This is a genomic window from Rhizobium sp. CC1099 (assembly GCF_029714385.1).
GTDB lineage: Bacteria > Pseudomonadota > Alphaproteobacteria > Rhizobiales > Rhizobiaceae > Rhizobium.
In genome coordinates, this window is sequence record NZ_CP121642.1 from 1910400 (window position 1) to 1924591 (window position 14192).

Annotated in this window: 12 protein-coding genes; 7 read left to right on the forward strand and 5 right to left on the reverse strand. The window is 59.2% G+C overall.

Annotated elements, in window-relative coordinates:
* Positions 1-297: 297 nt before the first annotated feature.
* Entirely contained in the window at positions 298-516 is a 219-nt protein-coding gene (locus tag QA644_RS30410; RefSeq protein ID WP_283072856.1) for a DUF3072 domain-containing protein, read from the forward strand.
* A 303-nt stretch (positions 517-819) separates the two neighbouring features.
* Here the strand turns inward: QA644_RS30410 and QA644_RS30415 are convergent, their stop codons facing one another.
* On the reverse strand, positions 820-2205 hold the full coding sequence (locus QA644_RS30415) for an MFS transporter (protein WP_283072857.1): 1386 nt from the start codon (positions 2203-2205) through the stop codon (positions 820-822).
* A gap of 240 nt (positions 2206-2445) precedes the next feature.
* Entirely contained in the window at positions 2446-3393 is a 948-nt protein-coding gene (locus QA644_RS30420) for a dihydrodipicolinate synthase family protein (protein WP_283072858.1), read from the reverse strand.
* A 159-nt stretch (positions 3394-3552) separates the two neighbouring features.
* Here QA644_RS30420 and QA644_RS30425 point away from each other — a divergent pair, with 159 nt between their 5' ends.
* Both QA644_RS30425 and QA644_RS30430 read left to right on the forward strand, forming a co-directional pair.
* Positions 3553-4584: a LacI family DNA-binding transcriptional regulator gene (locus QA644_RS30425; protein WP_194731892.1), complete on the forward strand. Its 1032-nt coding sequence runs from the start codon at positions 3553-3555 to the stop codon at positions 4582-4584.
* A gap of 199 nt (positions 4585-4783) precedes the next feature.
* Complete coding sequence (locus tag QA644_RS30430) at positions 4784-5500, forward strand: SOS response-associated peptidase (RefSeq protein WP_283072859.1); 717 nt, start codon at positions 4784-4786, stop codon at positions 5498-5500.
* Here QA644_RS30430 and QA644_RS30435 read toward each other — a convergent pair.
* Positions 5469-5762: a hypothetical protein gene (locus QA644_RS30435; protein WP_283072860.1), complete on the reverse strand. Its 294-nt coding sequence runs from the start codon at positions 5760-5762 to the stop codon at positions 5469-5471. The two genes, QA644_RS30430 and QA644_RS30435, sit on opposite strands and share 32 nt — an antisense overlap.
* A 115-nt stretch (positions 5763-5877) precedes the next feature.
* Here QA644_RS30435 and QA644_RS30440 point away from each other — a divergent pair, with 115 nt between their 5' ends.
* From QA644_RS30440 to QA644_RS30455, 4 genes are all read left to right on the forward strand, one after another.
* The gene (locus QA644_RS30440; protein ID WP_194732003.1) at positions 5878-6162 is read left to right on the forward strand and encodes a hypothetical protein; all 285 of its coding nucleotides are present in this window, start codon (positions 5878-5880) and stop codon (positions 6160-6162) included.
* Between the two features lie 347 nt (positions 6163-6509).
* On the forward strand, positions 6510-6767 hold the full coding sequence (locus tag QA644_RS30445) for a DUF982 domain-containing protein (RefSeq protein ID WP_283072861.1): 258 nt from the start codon (positions 6510-6512) through the stop codon (positions 6765-6767).
* 1467 nt (positions 6768-8234) lie between these two features.
* Positions 8235-8681: a hypothetical protein gene (locus QA644_RS30450; RefSeq protein ID WP_283072862.1), complete on the forward strand. Its 447-nt coding sequence runs from the start codon at positions 8235-8237 to the stop codon at positions 8679-8681.
* A 1069-nt stretch (positions 8682-9750) separates the two neighbouring features.
* Positions 9751-11604, forward strand: coding sequence for an ABC transporter ATP-binding protein (locus QA644_RS30455; protein WP_283072863.1), 1854 nt, complete (start codon positions 9751-9753; stop codon positions 11602-11604).
* A gap of 125 nt (positions 11605-11729) precedes the next feature.
* On the opposite strand, the gene QA644_RS30460 is transcribed toward QA644_RS30455, so the two are convergent.
* Positions 11730-12683: a sugar-binding transcriptional regulator gene (locus QA644_RS30460; RefSeq protein WP_022712627.1), complete on the reverse strand. Its 954-nt coding sequence runs from the start codon at positions 12681-12683 to the stop codon at positions 11730-11732.
* Between the two features lie 21 nt (positions 12684-12704).
* A complete protein-coding gene (locus QA644_RS30465; protein WP_283072864.1) occupies positions 12705-14171 on the reverse strand; it encodes an FGGY-family carbohydrate kinase in 1467 nt (488 codons plus the stop codon).
* Between the last annotated feature and the right edge of the window lie 21 nt (positions 14172-14192).

Consider the following 14192-nt stretch of genomic DNA (forward strand, 5'->3'; position numbering starts at 1 on the left):
TCCTGTCGGGGCTTCGAAAGACCGATCCGAAAAGGCGGCGCCCGTTCCAACATGCCACCATCGCCCTTATATGGGGACGCCGATCGGCATTGCAACGACTGCTTGGATCAAATAAAAATTGCACGAGCCGGATAGAGTTCAATTGCCGGTCGCCGGGAAGCTTGCATTCGCAGCTTTGTGGGACGCATGCCTGTCAACTTGCCTGCGCGCTCGACCTCCAACGGGTTGCCGGATCTCCTAACTCGGAACCTACGGAACCTTGGGTCGTTTCATCAACGCAACGGAGGAGCTCAAGCGATGACTAAGACGGCAAATACGACCAATTCGAACCTGGAAAAGGATCCTGAAGACTGGGTCAGTGGCGACGAGCCTATGACAGGAGCCCAGCAATCCTATCTGAAGACGTTGTCCGAGCAGGCGAACGCCCCGGAGCTTTTCTCGGTGAAACTGACGAAAGCGGAAGCCTCGAAACGGATCGACGAACTCCGCTCGAGACTTGGCCTTCCGGACCGATGAGACCTTAAGGCACCGCACTGTTGCACCCTTAATTTCGGTCTCGGTGCTTAATAGCGTATGCTTCGTTGGCTAACTCCTCCGCAACAACGTCGAACCGCCTTTGCGCTCCGAGCACGTCCAGGTTCGTGCACCGAACAGTGGGGCAAACCTTGCGGTCGATATCCGTAAGGTGCGTCCGCTGGATCACTTGGCGGTGCTGCGCCATTTTGGCAATGAGGTCTAGATCCCCGTTCTCAAGATCTGGCGGCCTCACGCCCGCCAGATCTATACCTCATTGAGGGGACCACCCCCGCCTTCAACGCATTACGGCGACAACTCTTCCAGCACACGGCCCTTGGTTTCGATTGCAAAGAGCGCGGTGATGAGAGCTCCAACCAGCAAGATTGCGGCAAAGGTCGCAAAGACATACCCGATGCCCATCGACGACATTACGAAGCCCACGACGATCGGGCCAGCCGAAGAGCCGAGACGCAGCCAGGCGCTACCCGTCCCCGTTCCGACGGCGCGCAGACGCGTCGGGTAAATCTCCGCCGAGTAAAGGTAGAGCGAGAACGTCACCGTCTGAACGATCGCGTAGGAAAGGCCGGCGAGAACCAGAACCTGGATAGGTGACGTCGCGCCCAGCCAGGCGAGCAGGAGGAGCGGGATTGGTGCGATCAGAAGCGCTCCGGTGTACCACCTCTTGCGACCAACCGTGTCGATCGATAGTGCGCAGATGATGGCCGCAATAACGCCGCCCGCCGACGTCATGAAGCCGTAGAGAATACTCGTTTGCAGGGGCAGGTTGAACGTCTGACGATAGAGCGTCGGCAGCCATGTAATCGTTCCGTTGGCAACCATGTAGGCGCAGAACCACATAGCCCAAATCGACAGAGTCCGCTTCAGGTAGATACCCTGAAAAAGCTCGCGCCAGTCGGACTTGCGCCGAGCGGGCACTACGACAATTTGCGGCTCCGGCAGTTCTTTGCCGGCGGCGCGGGCATTGTTTTCCAACCGGGTCACGATGCGATCGGCCTCGTCATATCGGCCGTTGGCTACTAACCAGCGTGGGGATTCATTCAAGAACCAGCGCAGAGGGATCATCAGGATGGCAGGGACGAGGCCGACCACGAACATCGCCTTCCAGCCATAGGCCGGCACCATGAAGTAGCCGATAAGACCGGCTCCGACGAGGCCAAGCAAGAACATTACCTCATAGAGAAGGAAGAAACGGCCGCGCCCCTTGGATCCGATGAGCTCATTGATATAGGCGCTGGCGACCGGCACCTCACCGCCTGTTCCAATACCTTGCACGAAACGGAATGCCATCATCGTTCCGGCGCCCGCTGCAAACAGGCAAGCAACGTCCATGCTGACGAATAGAAGGATCGTGAAGAGCAAAACCTTCAGGCGACCGATCTTTTCGGCCAACCAGCCAAACAGGACCGCCCCGAGCAACTGCCCAAGATATCCCATAGACAGGATCATGCCGGTCTGGGATGGATTTAACCCCCATTCGCGCACGAGAACTGGCATGGCATAGGCGATTGCGATGACGGTATAGCCGTCAAAGAAGGTCGCGGCACCGACAATGTTGCGCGCCCAGAACACTTCACGGGTGACGGGAAGTCGCTCCAGGCGGGCGCTGATTTCGGCCTGAGGGTCAAAGCTGCGCGCTTGGGTGGATGGGATCGGTTGTTGGATGTTCATTCTGTTCCTCCTTTTGCCCCCGCGCTCGTCTCTCTCCCAGCCGAAGGCGCAAATCCACGATTTGAAGTGACCGCTCCGCCCCGGGACGGCGGAAAACCGCAATCCGAGGGGGCGTTAGCCGATCGGTAACCCGCCCTTAGTGGAACATCGAGGCGTCCGCTCGCGGGACAGCCTCCGGATTTCCGCGACGTTTCCTCCCGTCTTCGAAAGGCCCCGCGGCAGTCGCGGAGGCTTCAGGGATCATTCTGCGGCGACCAACTGTTCGACCCGACCGATGCCGGCTGCGTCGAAGGCTGCAAAGACTTCGGCTTCTGCCTTTTCGCCAAGGTTCTTCAACGGTTCGCGGATCGTTGCGTGATCCAGAATCCCGCGGTGAACGAGGCCGAGCTTCAGGGCGACCGTGCCTTCCATGTGCGAACCGCGATGATAGACCGCGCGGGTTACCGGCAAGAGCCGTTCAAAGATTGCGCGGGCGGCCGGATAATCCTGTGCCTTACCAGCGTTGATGAGGTCGATCAGCAGTTCCGGTGCGATATTGCCGTAGCCGACGAGCAAACCATCAACGTCGAACATCGTCGGCAGCAGCCACTCGTCATGGCAGCTGAGAACCTGAAGATTCGGATTGGCCTTCTTCAGCTCGGGGATTTCGACATACCAGCGCTTCATGTTGCGGACGCCGTTCTTGGTGGCGACCACGCCTGGCTGGGTCGCGATCGCAAGCTGCGTGTCGAGGTCGTAAGAGGCCTTGGTCGTATCCGGATACTGGAACAGGATGCACTGAAGACCGGATTCTTCCCAAATTGCCTTATAGCGGTCCTGCGGCGCGCCCTTCTGGAAGCCGAACCGCAGCCAACCATGGTTAGGATAAACGAGCGCGCCGGTCGCGCCGGCTTCCTTGCATTTTTTGGCCTCGGCGGCGGCGACCCTGGTGCCTTCCCCGGTAATCCCCGCAATGATCGGCACAGAGCCGTCGACGGCCTCCACATAGGTGCCAATGAGAGCCAGACGTTCTTCTTCTGTCAGGAATGTGCCCTCGCCAGCATGGCCGAGAATGACAAGGCTTTTTACGCCTTTCATCGAAACCAGCCACTTGGCGATTTTAGCATTGGCCTTGTGATCGACTTCGCCGCCGCGAGTGAAAGCGGTTACCGGCGCTGGGCTTAGACCGCGCAGATCCATCGGTTGCATTTGATTTTCCTCCTTCGATCGCTGTCCTCACGATCAGCGATGGGATCGTTTGTGGGAACGTTCCCACTATCGTTGCCGAAAATTCTGGAGTCAACAGTTTTTTTAGGGCATCCTAAGAAGATGCAAGCGGTCACAACACCTGGAAAGCGGAAAGTCGTAATGAATTCAAAGGCAAATGAGGCGTCGCGTCAGTCACGCGTGACCTTGCACGGAGTGGCGGCTGCAGCGGGCGTGTCCAAGTCCACGGTTTCGCGAATTCTCGACGAGAGACTGCCTCGTTCCGAGAGTGAAACCGCCAGGCGTGTCAGACAGATTGCCGAAGATCTCGGATATGTTCGTGACCTTTCCGCCGCGAGCCTGAGGCGCGGCAGCACCATGACGATCGGTGTTATCGTACCACGTCTCACTGATACGGTTATGGCGATGCTCTACGAGTCCCTCGCCAAAGCTTGCAGTCGCGCCGGCCGCTTCGCGATCGTCGCGACGACAGACGACAAGCCAAAAGCCGACCGCCTGGCCGCGGAAACCTTGCTCAAACGTGGCGTCGACGGGCTCATTCTCTCGACTGCCCGCGAGGACGATAATTTTCCTGAGGAGCTGACCAACCGAGGCGTGCCTTTCGTTCTCGCACTGCGCACAGATGGCCGAAGTCTGTCCTCTGTCGGCGACGACAAGCTCGGCGGCTATCTGGCGACCCGGCATCTCCTTGATCTTGGGCATCGCCGTATCGGTGTTATTGCGGGACCGTCGTATGCCTCCAGTTCCCGCGGGCGCGTCGAGGGCTACAAGCAGGCCCTCAACGAAGCTGGGGTAACAATCGATCCGGCCTACATCGTTCCATCGACCTTCGGCATTGATTCCGGATCGGAGGCCGCCGAAACTCTCATGCGGGTCGAGCCGCGGCCAACCGCAATCTTCGCGGTCAATGATAACACAGCGATCGGTGGACTCTCCGGCCTGGCGAGGCTTGGCCTCTCGGTCCCCGATGACGTCTCGCTTGTGGGCTACAACGACATCCCGATCGTCAGTCACCTGGCAACGCCACTGACCACATTGCGTGTGCCTTTTGATCAGATCGCATCGAATGCCCTTGATCTCTTGGGTAGGGACATTCCTAACGAGGACCGTATTCGGGTGTCAGCACCTACTCTCATTCCAAGAAGATCATCGGGTGCCGTCCGTCGCCAATGAGCGATCTGCGCACCTGTCCGATCGCGCAACCGTGTCACCACGGTCATGCCACGAGCCGGAGCCGTCGCGGCAATTATCGCATTGCGCTCGTTGCACCGACATACGAGCGAGAGGCTTCCAGATGAATAGCGTCAGACGTTGCTCAAAGGCAAAATGGCGCGTTAAATAGAGCTCTTGAGAATTTCGAGTGAGCCCTGACATGTGCGGACGCGTATTCATCAAAACCAACCTCGAAAGCATGATGAATGCCTTTGCTTTCGCCGATCGCAAAGGCGTGCTCGGCCTGGCCAACCAGTTCCCGAGGTATAACGGCGCCCCGTCGCTCGACTATCCGATCATCATCAGGGAAATGGTGCGCGAACCGGATGTCATGGGACCGGTGTTCGTCAGCGCGGGGTGGGGCTTGATACCTGGATGGATGAAACCGGGAGGGCGGCCGCAGGTCAATGTCCGCTCAGAAGGCATCGCCAGGAACAGCAAATTCAAGGTTGCCTATCGCGCTCGCCGCTGCCTTGTTCCAATCGACGGCTTCTTCGAATGGAAGGACATCTTGGGCACGGGCAAGAACAAACAACCGTATGCCGTCGCCATGAAGTCAGGCGCACCCTTCGCACTTGCCGGCATCTGGGAAGCTTGGCGCAATGCGGCCGACGTCGATGTTCGCACCTTCGCCATCATCACCTGCCCGGCGAATGCAACGATGGCTGCGATCCACGACCGTATGCCGGTCATTCTGCATCCAGAGGACTACGAGCGCTGGCTGTCGCCGGAGCCGGAGCCCGATGATCTGATGAAACCGTTCCCCTCCGAACTGATGACTATGTGGCCGATCGGCAAAGCCGTAGGCTCACCGAACAACGACACGCCGGACATTATCGAGCAGATCAATCCTGATCCAGAACCGCCGATGTTGTGAGAATTCCCACGGCGTGGCGGCTGCTTTCAACGATGCAGGGCGTTTGGCCTCGACAAAAAGAGGATGGACGCATGACAGTGCACTTGGTGCTCAACACAGTTGGAAAACTTGCGAAGAGAACCGACAGGTTCGCCACGCCCCGCGGCTCGCCGAGCTTGGTCGCACCCATCCAATGGATGTCTAGTCGCAACAGGAAATTGCGGCCGTTGCGCTTCTGCTGTTCGATGAGTTCGCGGCTGCTACGCCCTTCGTCCTGGCCCATTGAGCCAGCGCCCCAAGACTATTAATTAAGAGCTTGCTAATTTTATGATGTTGAAGCAACCTCTAAGGTTCGCCCCGTTTCGTGGGCTTCGCTGCCTTCAGCGAAAGGAGGTTCTATGTCTTCCGACATCCATTACATGCCATACGGCTGCCGCGCGGAACAAGACGGCAAATGGACGGTGTTTGACACCGTCACCGGCTATCCCGCCATGATAGGGTGCAAGCAACTGACTGATCTGACTGAAAAAAATGCCACTGAACTGATGGACATCCTCAACCGGAACACTGTTGGGTCCAAATGGCAGCGCCTTCCCAGATATGCAATCCAGGGACTTCCATCACAGATAAGCGGCAGCGATCTCGACCAGAAGACGCATTCGCCGTCACCCAGGCATCAGTGATCGCTTTTCGTAAACGTTCGGTGTCGTCTCGCTACCGCGGCCCATTGGCCATCAGTTCAAACGCCCACCACCAAGTCAGACACCTTCATTCTTTTCATGATGTCGAACCCGTGGCAATGGGGTGCGGCAGCCCGAGACATCTGCGAGCGCCGGCTGGGGCCAAACGATATCGTCCGCCGCGCGAAAGCCGCTTCTCTTCCTGTGCATGTCCGATGGTGAGGAGCGCAGCTGGAATTCGTTGCGATCAGGCTGGAACTAGTCCGCGCCTTGCCAGGGATGCCAGACGTTCTCCACTTGCATCGCGCGGCCGTCCATCGTTAACCTGCTTTTCTGGCGAGGGGCGGAATATGAGTAACAGACGTTGGGATCACCCCGTAATGATCATCTGCAGGAGGACCGGGCAGCTCTCGACCATCGCATCCACAGCCGAGGCGCTCGAGGTTCTCACGAATTCTTGGCCGGTGGCGGACGGAAAGGCGTTCATGGCCGCGTTGCTGATCTGCTCCGACGTCGAAGCCGGTATCCGAGAACCTGACGAAGCCCGCGCAAGCTTCATCGCAGCAGCGAAAGAAGCAGGTGTTCCGTTCGACACTATGGGCGGTTAGGGAAGAGATGCCTCCCGAAGTGCGCTTGACTAGGCATTAAACAATCTTATCAGACGGCGCCGTTTCGCCGCAAAACCAGCGACTTCCGGTGGCGGCAATGAGGTTAGCCGAGCGGCTTTGTTCCCACTGGCGAGCTTGGCGTTGCAGCTGTATTTCACCGCTTTCCTTGCTCCTCGCGGGCATTTCTTCAATGCTGGTCTGGTGCCTGTGGCATGGCAAGGTCGCGCCGTCTTGGTTCGGCAATTGCTTCGTCCAGCTCTTGGACGATCAAGAAATGCAACATATGCGCGGCAGGCTCTTTGTCTGCCATGACGCCCTGGGCGTAAAGCATCGAAGGTTTGGAATTTCGCTGATGGCAGCCCTCACCAAAAAGTTGTCCTCCCTTGTGATGATCTCTCAATATGTGAGCCGCAGTCACGTTTCATGGAAAACAAACGCCCGGCTAGGACCAAAGTCCCGCCAATATTCAGACTTCGGTCCAATATCATCCGCATCAAGCATAATGCATGTTCTGAGTGACCCGAAGTGCGCATTGCGCGCGCGAAAGGTTAGGGCTCTCCTCGTGCAGCCAGGGAGGGCCCTCAATTTGTACCGCGTACTCCAAGTGTCGCAAAGCTCCGAAGGCAGCAGCGGCACAAGGTACGGCCAGGGCTCGCCTTAGCCCACCCATCCGAAGGCGAGCCCTCGTCGCAACTTGTCCGTCGGTGCAGTATGCCGTCCGCGCAACCACTGCTTGAAACAACCGCAAGATCTGTCTTCCCAAAGCCGCCCCCGGTTAAGGAGAGACTGGTGTGCATGCTACTTAAGGCAAGAAAGGGCCGAGCACCCTTGATTTCCGAGCCGGGCAGCGTCGGCGGCGGCGCGTGCAATTGAACCGGCCGTGGCCGGCAGAACGATCCTCAAATGGAACCGAGCACGAGAAAGAGAGCGGCCCAGAACATAGCTGACAGTTCGGCCGCCACCAAGAACCCAATCGTCCGCTCGTACATCCGGTCCTCCTCCAGATGGAACGAGGGCCTGCCGCACATCAGATGACGAGCCCTCCCTACCCGCGAAATCGTCTGCTAAGACGTATCAGGATCGCGTGTTTACCGGTCTTGGCGAAGACGCGATATCGTAAAATCTCAGGATACTGGACTCCCTCGCTTTGTCTGTTTCCCGATGTCGTGCGACGGTAACGGAAAACGGCAGGGATTTGTTCCGTTCGCCGTTGATTGCCCGGTAGAAGGCTTGGAACATCGACATTCTGCCGCTTACTTGTGGAGTGCTGCGGGAGACAGGAGTATCCTAGCTGCGATCGTGCCGCCTTCCAGAGCGGCGCTTGAAAAACACCCCGCCGTTAGAAGCTGTTTGCACGGCATTCTTGTTTAACGCCGAGCGAGGTTCAGGATGATCTCGCCATCGCCCGATGTCTGCGGCGCACCAGAGATCTTCAATCGGAGGTAACCTAGCAGGGAGGTTGATTTCATGTTTATCGACAGCAAAGAAATGTCCGTGGAGCGTCGGCACTTCGTCTACGGTGGCGCCGCCGCCTTTAGCGCCATAGCGGCCGCACTGGCGGGCGGCGGTAGCTCGGCGCAGGCCCAAACCTACCGAGCCGACGAGGGAAAGGAGTTGGCGCCGGGTGTCCGCGCTGTGGAGCTCGGCAAGGGGGCTGCGATGATCCCCGGCTACAAGACAGTCTCGCTCATCGATCTCGTGTTTCAGCCGCAGTCGAACCTGCCTGTCAGCGCCATGCCCAATGCTATGATCTGCCACATCACCGAAGGGGAACTAATGGTTCTGCAAGACGGCAAGGAGTTCCAGGCCAAAAAGAATCACGTGTGGACCTGTGCCGAGGGGACGAAGGAGGGCGCTCGCAACGACGCAAGCGCACTTGCGGTTATGCGGATTGCCAACCTGCTGACCGTATGACGCAACGGCGGCAAAGGAGGCCTCGGTGCCGACGAACAGGTGCAACGCGTTCGCCCGCCTTGTCGGCACCCAAGCTTTGCTTGGATGGTAATTGATCGGCACCGCTCCGTTTCGACAGCATTTGTTAACAAACTGAGCTCTCGATCTTTCCGTCAGGCCAGCCCTGATCTTCCTTGATGTCGCTATGGTTTTGCAGGTGCGGCTCTTGGATCATGCCGGTGTAGCAACACAGGCACGATGCCGAGTCGAACGAGGAACAGGACCCCATTTCCTTGGATGGATCGGACGCACCTACGAACTACTCTGTGGAGGTGCCTTCGCCGCGGCGTTCGCGAATGGCGTCAAGTCTTTTCAAGTAGGGGCCGAAAGCCTCGTCAGTGTCTGAAGGCACGGCAAATGTCGGCAGCGATTGCAACTGCCGAACAAGAGCTTTGTCAGTTTCGTACGGCAGATACTGCAGCACGGCCGGTTCGTCTGGTTCCGATGTCATGCGGCCGAAACGGAAAACAGCCGAGATTGTTCCGCCAACGGGGCGAATTATATTACTAATACTCACGAAGGGCGTACACCAGGCTGCTGTTTTGCGGGAACTCCTGCTTCTCATTTATGCCCTTTCGCGGGCCATAAAGGTCGGGATCCGGCGTCCACGGCGATACTGATCTGGCGCGCTGATGCTGCACCCATCCCGCAAGGCCTCTTCGTGCTGTTTACAAACCGCTAACAACTTCCAGATCGACGGCTCCGATAGATCATCCGGCGGTAGCCCGGCAGTGTTACGCTCCCCAATCTCGTTGAACGGGCGAACCAGCTTCGAGCCTTGTTTGATGTCGGCGACGAGGCGTCGCAGGCCGCTCTTGAGAGCAACTCCTGCCACGCCGAGACCGATGTCGGGACTGTGTGCGATCGCGTGCCCGCTTGCTGTCCCACGATATCAGATCCGTTTTTCACGACCTCAATTTCGAACATCTGCTGAGATTTTCTAGTTGAGATTGCAGCCGGAAGATGGTCCTATGCGAACCCGCGTAGCTGTGTCCCCAAGCCCTCCCCCGATTTTTGACCCGAGCGGCCCATGTCGATTTCAGATGCGATCTACCGTCCCTTCGAGACGCTGGTCCGGCCGCTCGAGATCCCCTACCGCCCGCTGCCCTCCGAGGGCCCGGTCGCGGTCCTTCTGCACTTCATCTCGATGTTCCGCGGCGTTCTGATCGTCCTGGCGCTTTCCTCGATGGTGGTCGAGGCCATCAGCCTGACGATCGTCTGGGGGCTTTCGGTCATCGTCGACGGCGTGACGGCTCAAGGCGCCCTCGCCTTCCTGCACAGCGAATGGCCGCTTCTTGCCTTTCTCGGCCTCCTGATCTTTCCGGGCACGCCGGTCGCCTCGTTCCTTGTAAACACCCTCACCTCGCATACGCTGGGCGTCGGCATGCCGGCCGCCATCCAGTGGCAGGGTCACAAGGCGGTGGAACGGCAGGATCTCGCCTTCTTTCACGAACTCTTTGCCGGACAGGTTGCCTCGCGTCTGTCGCAGGTGGCGTCCGCGGTACAGCAGCAGATCATTGCCGCATTCCAGTCCATCCCGCGCTTTCTGCTGCAGATGGTCGGCTCGATGATCCTGCTCAGCACGTTGTCCTGGCAGCTCGCCCTGCCGGTCCTCGTCTGGATCATCCTCAACGTCGCGCTTGCCGTCAGGCTTGCGCCGATCTTTGCCGAACGCTCGCGCCGCACCGCCAAGCAGCGCAGCCTGGTCGCCGGCGCCATCACTGATCTCTACAGCAACATGCAGATGATCAAACAGTTCGCTGCTGAAGACAGCGAGGCGGGCGCCATCCGCCGCATCCTACAGAAGGCCGTGCAAACGCAGCACAAGGAACAACGCATCTACCGGACGTCGGAACTGATCGTCGTAGCGCTCAACATGGCGCTCTGGCTGTCGATTCTTTCGATCGGTTTCTCGGGCCTCGTCAACGGCTTTCTCACGGTAGGCGAGTTCGTCGCGGCGGTCTACATCCTCCACCGGTTGTCCGGGCACACCTTCACCTTCCTGCAGATGGGCCAGCAGATCTTCCAGGCGATAGGCACCATCAAGGACGCCATGCCGGTGATGACGACGCCGCCCACCATCATCGACGGGCCGGACGCGGCCGAACTGACTGTCAACCGTGGGGAGATCCGTTTCGACAATGTCCGCTTCGCCTATAAAACCGGCAAGCGGGTGATCGATGGGCTGTCGCTGACGGTGCGGCCCGGCGAAAAAGTAGGTCTCGTCGGCTTGTCCGGGGCGGGCAAGACAACGCTGGTTAGCCTGCTGCTGCGCTTCTACGACATACGCGACGGCGCGATCTTGATCGACGGACAGGACATCCGCATGGTCGCGCAGGCAAGCCTTCGCCGCGCGATCGGGGTCATCGCGCAGGACGTCTCGCTGTTGCACCGTTCGATCGGTGACAACATTCGCTACGGCCGGCCAGAGGCGACGCAGGACGAGATCGAACAGGCGGCAAAGACGGCAAGGGCCGATGCGTTCATTGCCGATCTTGCGGACGGCGAAGGCCGCAAGGGTTTTGACGCCTTCGTCGGCGACCGCGGCATCAAGCTCTCCGGCGGCCAGCGCCAGCGTATCGCCATTGCGCGCGTCCTGTTGAAGAACGCGCCCATTCTGGTGCTCGACGAGGCGACCTCCGCACTCGACAGCGAATCTGAGGCAGCCATCCAGGAAAAACTCAATCTGGTGATGGAGGGAAAGACGGTCATTGCCATCGCACACCGCCTTTCAACCATCGCCAGGATGGATCGAATCGTCGTGCTCGATCAGGGGCGCATCGTGGAAGAAGGCAGCCCGGACGAACTGGTCGAACAGGATGGCCTGTTTGCCCGCCTTTGGAAACGTCAGACAGGCGGCTTCATTCCTGAAGACATCAATTGACTTTGCGGGCATCGCCTACGAGATGGCGGACCACTGCTGCAGCCTCGCAGGGCCTGTGCAGTTCGCCTCCCGGCCCGTTGGCAGACAATGCAGGCGCCGACGCTTTGGGTCGTCCAATGCTGGCTTTACAGATCAATGAGTCGTTGAGCGGTGAACTTGTCCGTGACAAGCATGTCGATGACCCCAATTCGAAGGGCGCCGGCGATGGCGGCGGTCTTCTTAAACCCGCCGGCTAAGGCAATCACGCGATCCACACGTTCGAGGTCTTCGAGCGGGATACCAATAACGCGCTCGTCGAGCGGCGTCTTAACCGCCTTACCGTTCCTGTCGAAGAACCGGAGCGAGATATCGCCAACGGCTCCCGCTTCAGCCAGGTCGGAAAGCTCCCGCGACGAAAAGATGTTGCCCGATCGCGCAAGGAGCTCGGAGGGCTCGACCGCTCCAATTCCGACAATTGCCAGTGTGATGCTGCCGAACAGGTCCATCGTCTCACGGACGAACGGATCGGCTTGCATGAGCAGCTTGGCCTCGCGCGAGGTCGTCACGCCTTGCACCGGAAGCAGCTTCGGCTCCGCGCCGGTCAGGCGCGCCAGTCGAGTCGTCAGCTGAGTGGCATGTGTCTGCACCGAGGGATCGCCCATGCCCCCGAGCGTCTGGACGACATACTTCGCCTGGGCGCTTTTCTGCGGGTGAATGTTTTCGACCATCTTGAAGATGGTCTGACTCCAACTCGAAACTCCAATGATCTCGCCAGGGGCAAGCGTGACCTCAAGGAGATGGGCGGCCGCTTCCCCAATCCGTGCCATGACCGCGCCGTCTCGATCCTCGCTGCATTCGACGACAACGGCTTCGGGTAGTCCATACTTCTGCCTGAGAGCGCCCTCAAGCTCACTGTACGTGCCGACTGGAGGAATGACGCTCGTCCGAACGATGTCCTCGGCCTCGGCACGTTTCAGCATTCGGGAGACCGTGGCCTGCGACAGGCGAAGATGCTGCGCTATCTCAGCCTGCCGTCGCCCCTCGATGTGGTACATCTGGGCCACTCTTGACATGAGGCGGAGTTCGTTGAGGCGAGCCATGGCTGATCCCGGTGGGAATTTTTATTCACCTTTAGCCATTGTTTGGCGCGACGTCGAGCGGGCGAGAGCATCATTCCAGGTATTCAGGAGCGCTGCCCGGTCCACAGGTTCCGGGGCAATGATCTGCGTGCTTCTGGGTAATCCCGCGATGACTTCGAGATCGCGCCACAGACCAAGCGACAGTCCTGCCAGATATGCGGCACCAAGGGCCGACGCCTCGGGGTCCTCGCATTGGATGACGGCATGCTCGACAAGGTTCGACACGCACTGCATCAGGAAGCGGTTCTGGCTTGGTCCGCCGTCGACATAAAGGGCGCCGAGTTCGCCGTCACTCTGTGCTCGCATGGCCGCCATCACGTCGTGGACCTGAAACGCAATCGAATCGGTCACCGAACGTGCCATCTGCGCACGCGTCGTACTGAAATTGATCTGAGAGAAAAGGGCGCGAGCGTCAGAGTTCCAGTACGGTGCGCCCAGTCCTACGAAGGCTGGCACGAATCCCGGTCCGCCTGCTTCGGCGGTCTCCGCGAGGTCGATCAGCGCAGCGACGTCCGCAAGGCCGAGAATGCCCGCCATCCATGGAAGGCTCGCGGCAGAAACGAGGATGTTACCTTCGAAAGCGAAAGTCGGCGTTCCGTCGATGCGCCAGGCGACGGTGGTCGTGACGCCGTTGCGTGGGGCGATGAACCGCGGAAGGGTCGTCATCACCGAAGACCCCGTTCCGAAGGTTATCTTTCCATCACCAGGTTTAAACGCCCCATGGCCGAACAGGGCTGCATGGCTGTCCCCGATCGCGGCCCTGATAGGGGTGCCGTCCGGTACGCCCTGCAGCCCCTTTGTTGTCCCGAAATCGGCGGAGCTGTCGAGCACCTCCGGGAGGAGTGCGGTATCGACACCGAAAATTTCGCCGAGCTCCTTACTCCACGTCTGCTCCTCAAGGTCGAACAATTGGCTCCTGGCGGCGTTCGAGGCATCGCACACGTGCCGGCGTCCGCCGGTCATGCAGTGTACGAGCCAACTGTCGATCGTTCCCAGCCGCACTGGTCGGCCGTTCGGCACACGATCAAGCAGCCATCGGAATTTCGAACCTGGGAACATCGGGTCGAGAGGTAGGCCCGTGAGCGCCTGCACGCGATCCAGATGTCCTTCGACGAGGAGACGCTCGCAATCAGGTGCCGTGCGCCTGCATTGCCAACTAAGCACCGGTCCCAGCGCGTCTCCCGTCTCAGCATCCCAAACCGTGACCGACTCGCGCTGATTGGAAATTGCCACAGCCGCAATGGTCACGTCCGGGACCGCTTTCAGGCAGACTTCGATCGCCTCGCAAACAGACGTGTAGAGACGGTTCGGTTCTTGTTCGACCCAGCCGGGCTTCGGATAGGAAATCCCCACAGCTGCGGAGCCTCTGCCGAGGACTTCCCCCTTTTCGGAAACCAGAACTGCCTTTGAATTGGTCGTGCCCTGATCGATCGCCAGAATAGCGAGCATCGTATCCTCCACAAATTAAAA

Bases quoted from the DNA above. Each gene is read 5' to 3' on its own strand.
- QA644_RS30410 (WP_283072856.1), top strand. From the start codon at position 298: ATGACTAAGACGGCAAATACGACCAATTCGAACCTGGAAAAGGATCCT.
- QA644_RS30415 (WP_283072857.1), bottom strand. From the start codon at position 2,205: ATGAACATCCAACAACCGATCCCATCCACCCAAGCGCGCAGCTTTGAC.
- QA644_RS30420 (WP_283072858.1), bottom strand. From the start codon at position 3,393: ATGCAACCGATGGATCTGCGCGGTCTAAGCCCAGCGCCGGTAACCGCT.
- QA644_RS30425 (WP_194731892.1), top strand. From the start codon at position 3,553: ATGAATTCAAAGGCAAATGAGGCGTCGCGTCAGTCACGCGTGACCTTG.
- QA644_RS30430 (WP_283072859.1), top strand. From the start codon at position 4,784: ATGTGCGGACGCGTATTCATCAAAACCAACCTCGAAAGCATGATGAAT.
- QA644_RS30435 (WP_283072860.1), bottom strand. From the start codon at position 5,762: ATGGGCCAGGACGAAGGGCGTAGCAGCCGCGAACTCATCGAACAGCAG.
- QA644_RS30440 (WP_194732003.1), top strand. From the start codon at position 5,878: ATGTCTTCCGACATCCATTACATGCCATACGGCTGCCGCGCGGAACAA.
- QA644_RS30445 (WP_283072861.1), top strand. From the start codon at position 6,510: ATGAGTAACAGACGTTGGGATCACCCCGTAATGATCATCTGCAGGAGG.
- QA644_RS30450 (WP_283072862.1), top strand. From the start codon at position 8,235: ATGTTTATCGACAGCAAAGAAATGTCCGTGGAGCGTCGGCACTTCGTC.
- QA644_RS30455 (WP_283072863.1), top strand. From the start codon at position 9,751: ATGTCGATTTCAGATGCGATCTACCGTCCCTTCGAGACGCTGGTCCGG.
- QA644_RS30460 (WP_022712627.1), bottom strand. From the start codon at position 12,683: ATGGCTCGCCTCAACGAACTCCGCCTCATGTCAAGAGTGGCCCAGATG.
- QA644_RS30465 (WP_283072864.1), bottom strand. From the start codon at position 14,171: ATGCTCGCTATTCTGGCGATCGATCAGGGCACGACCAATTCAAAGGCA.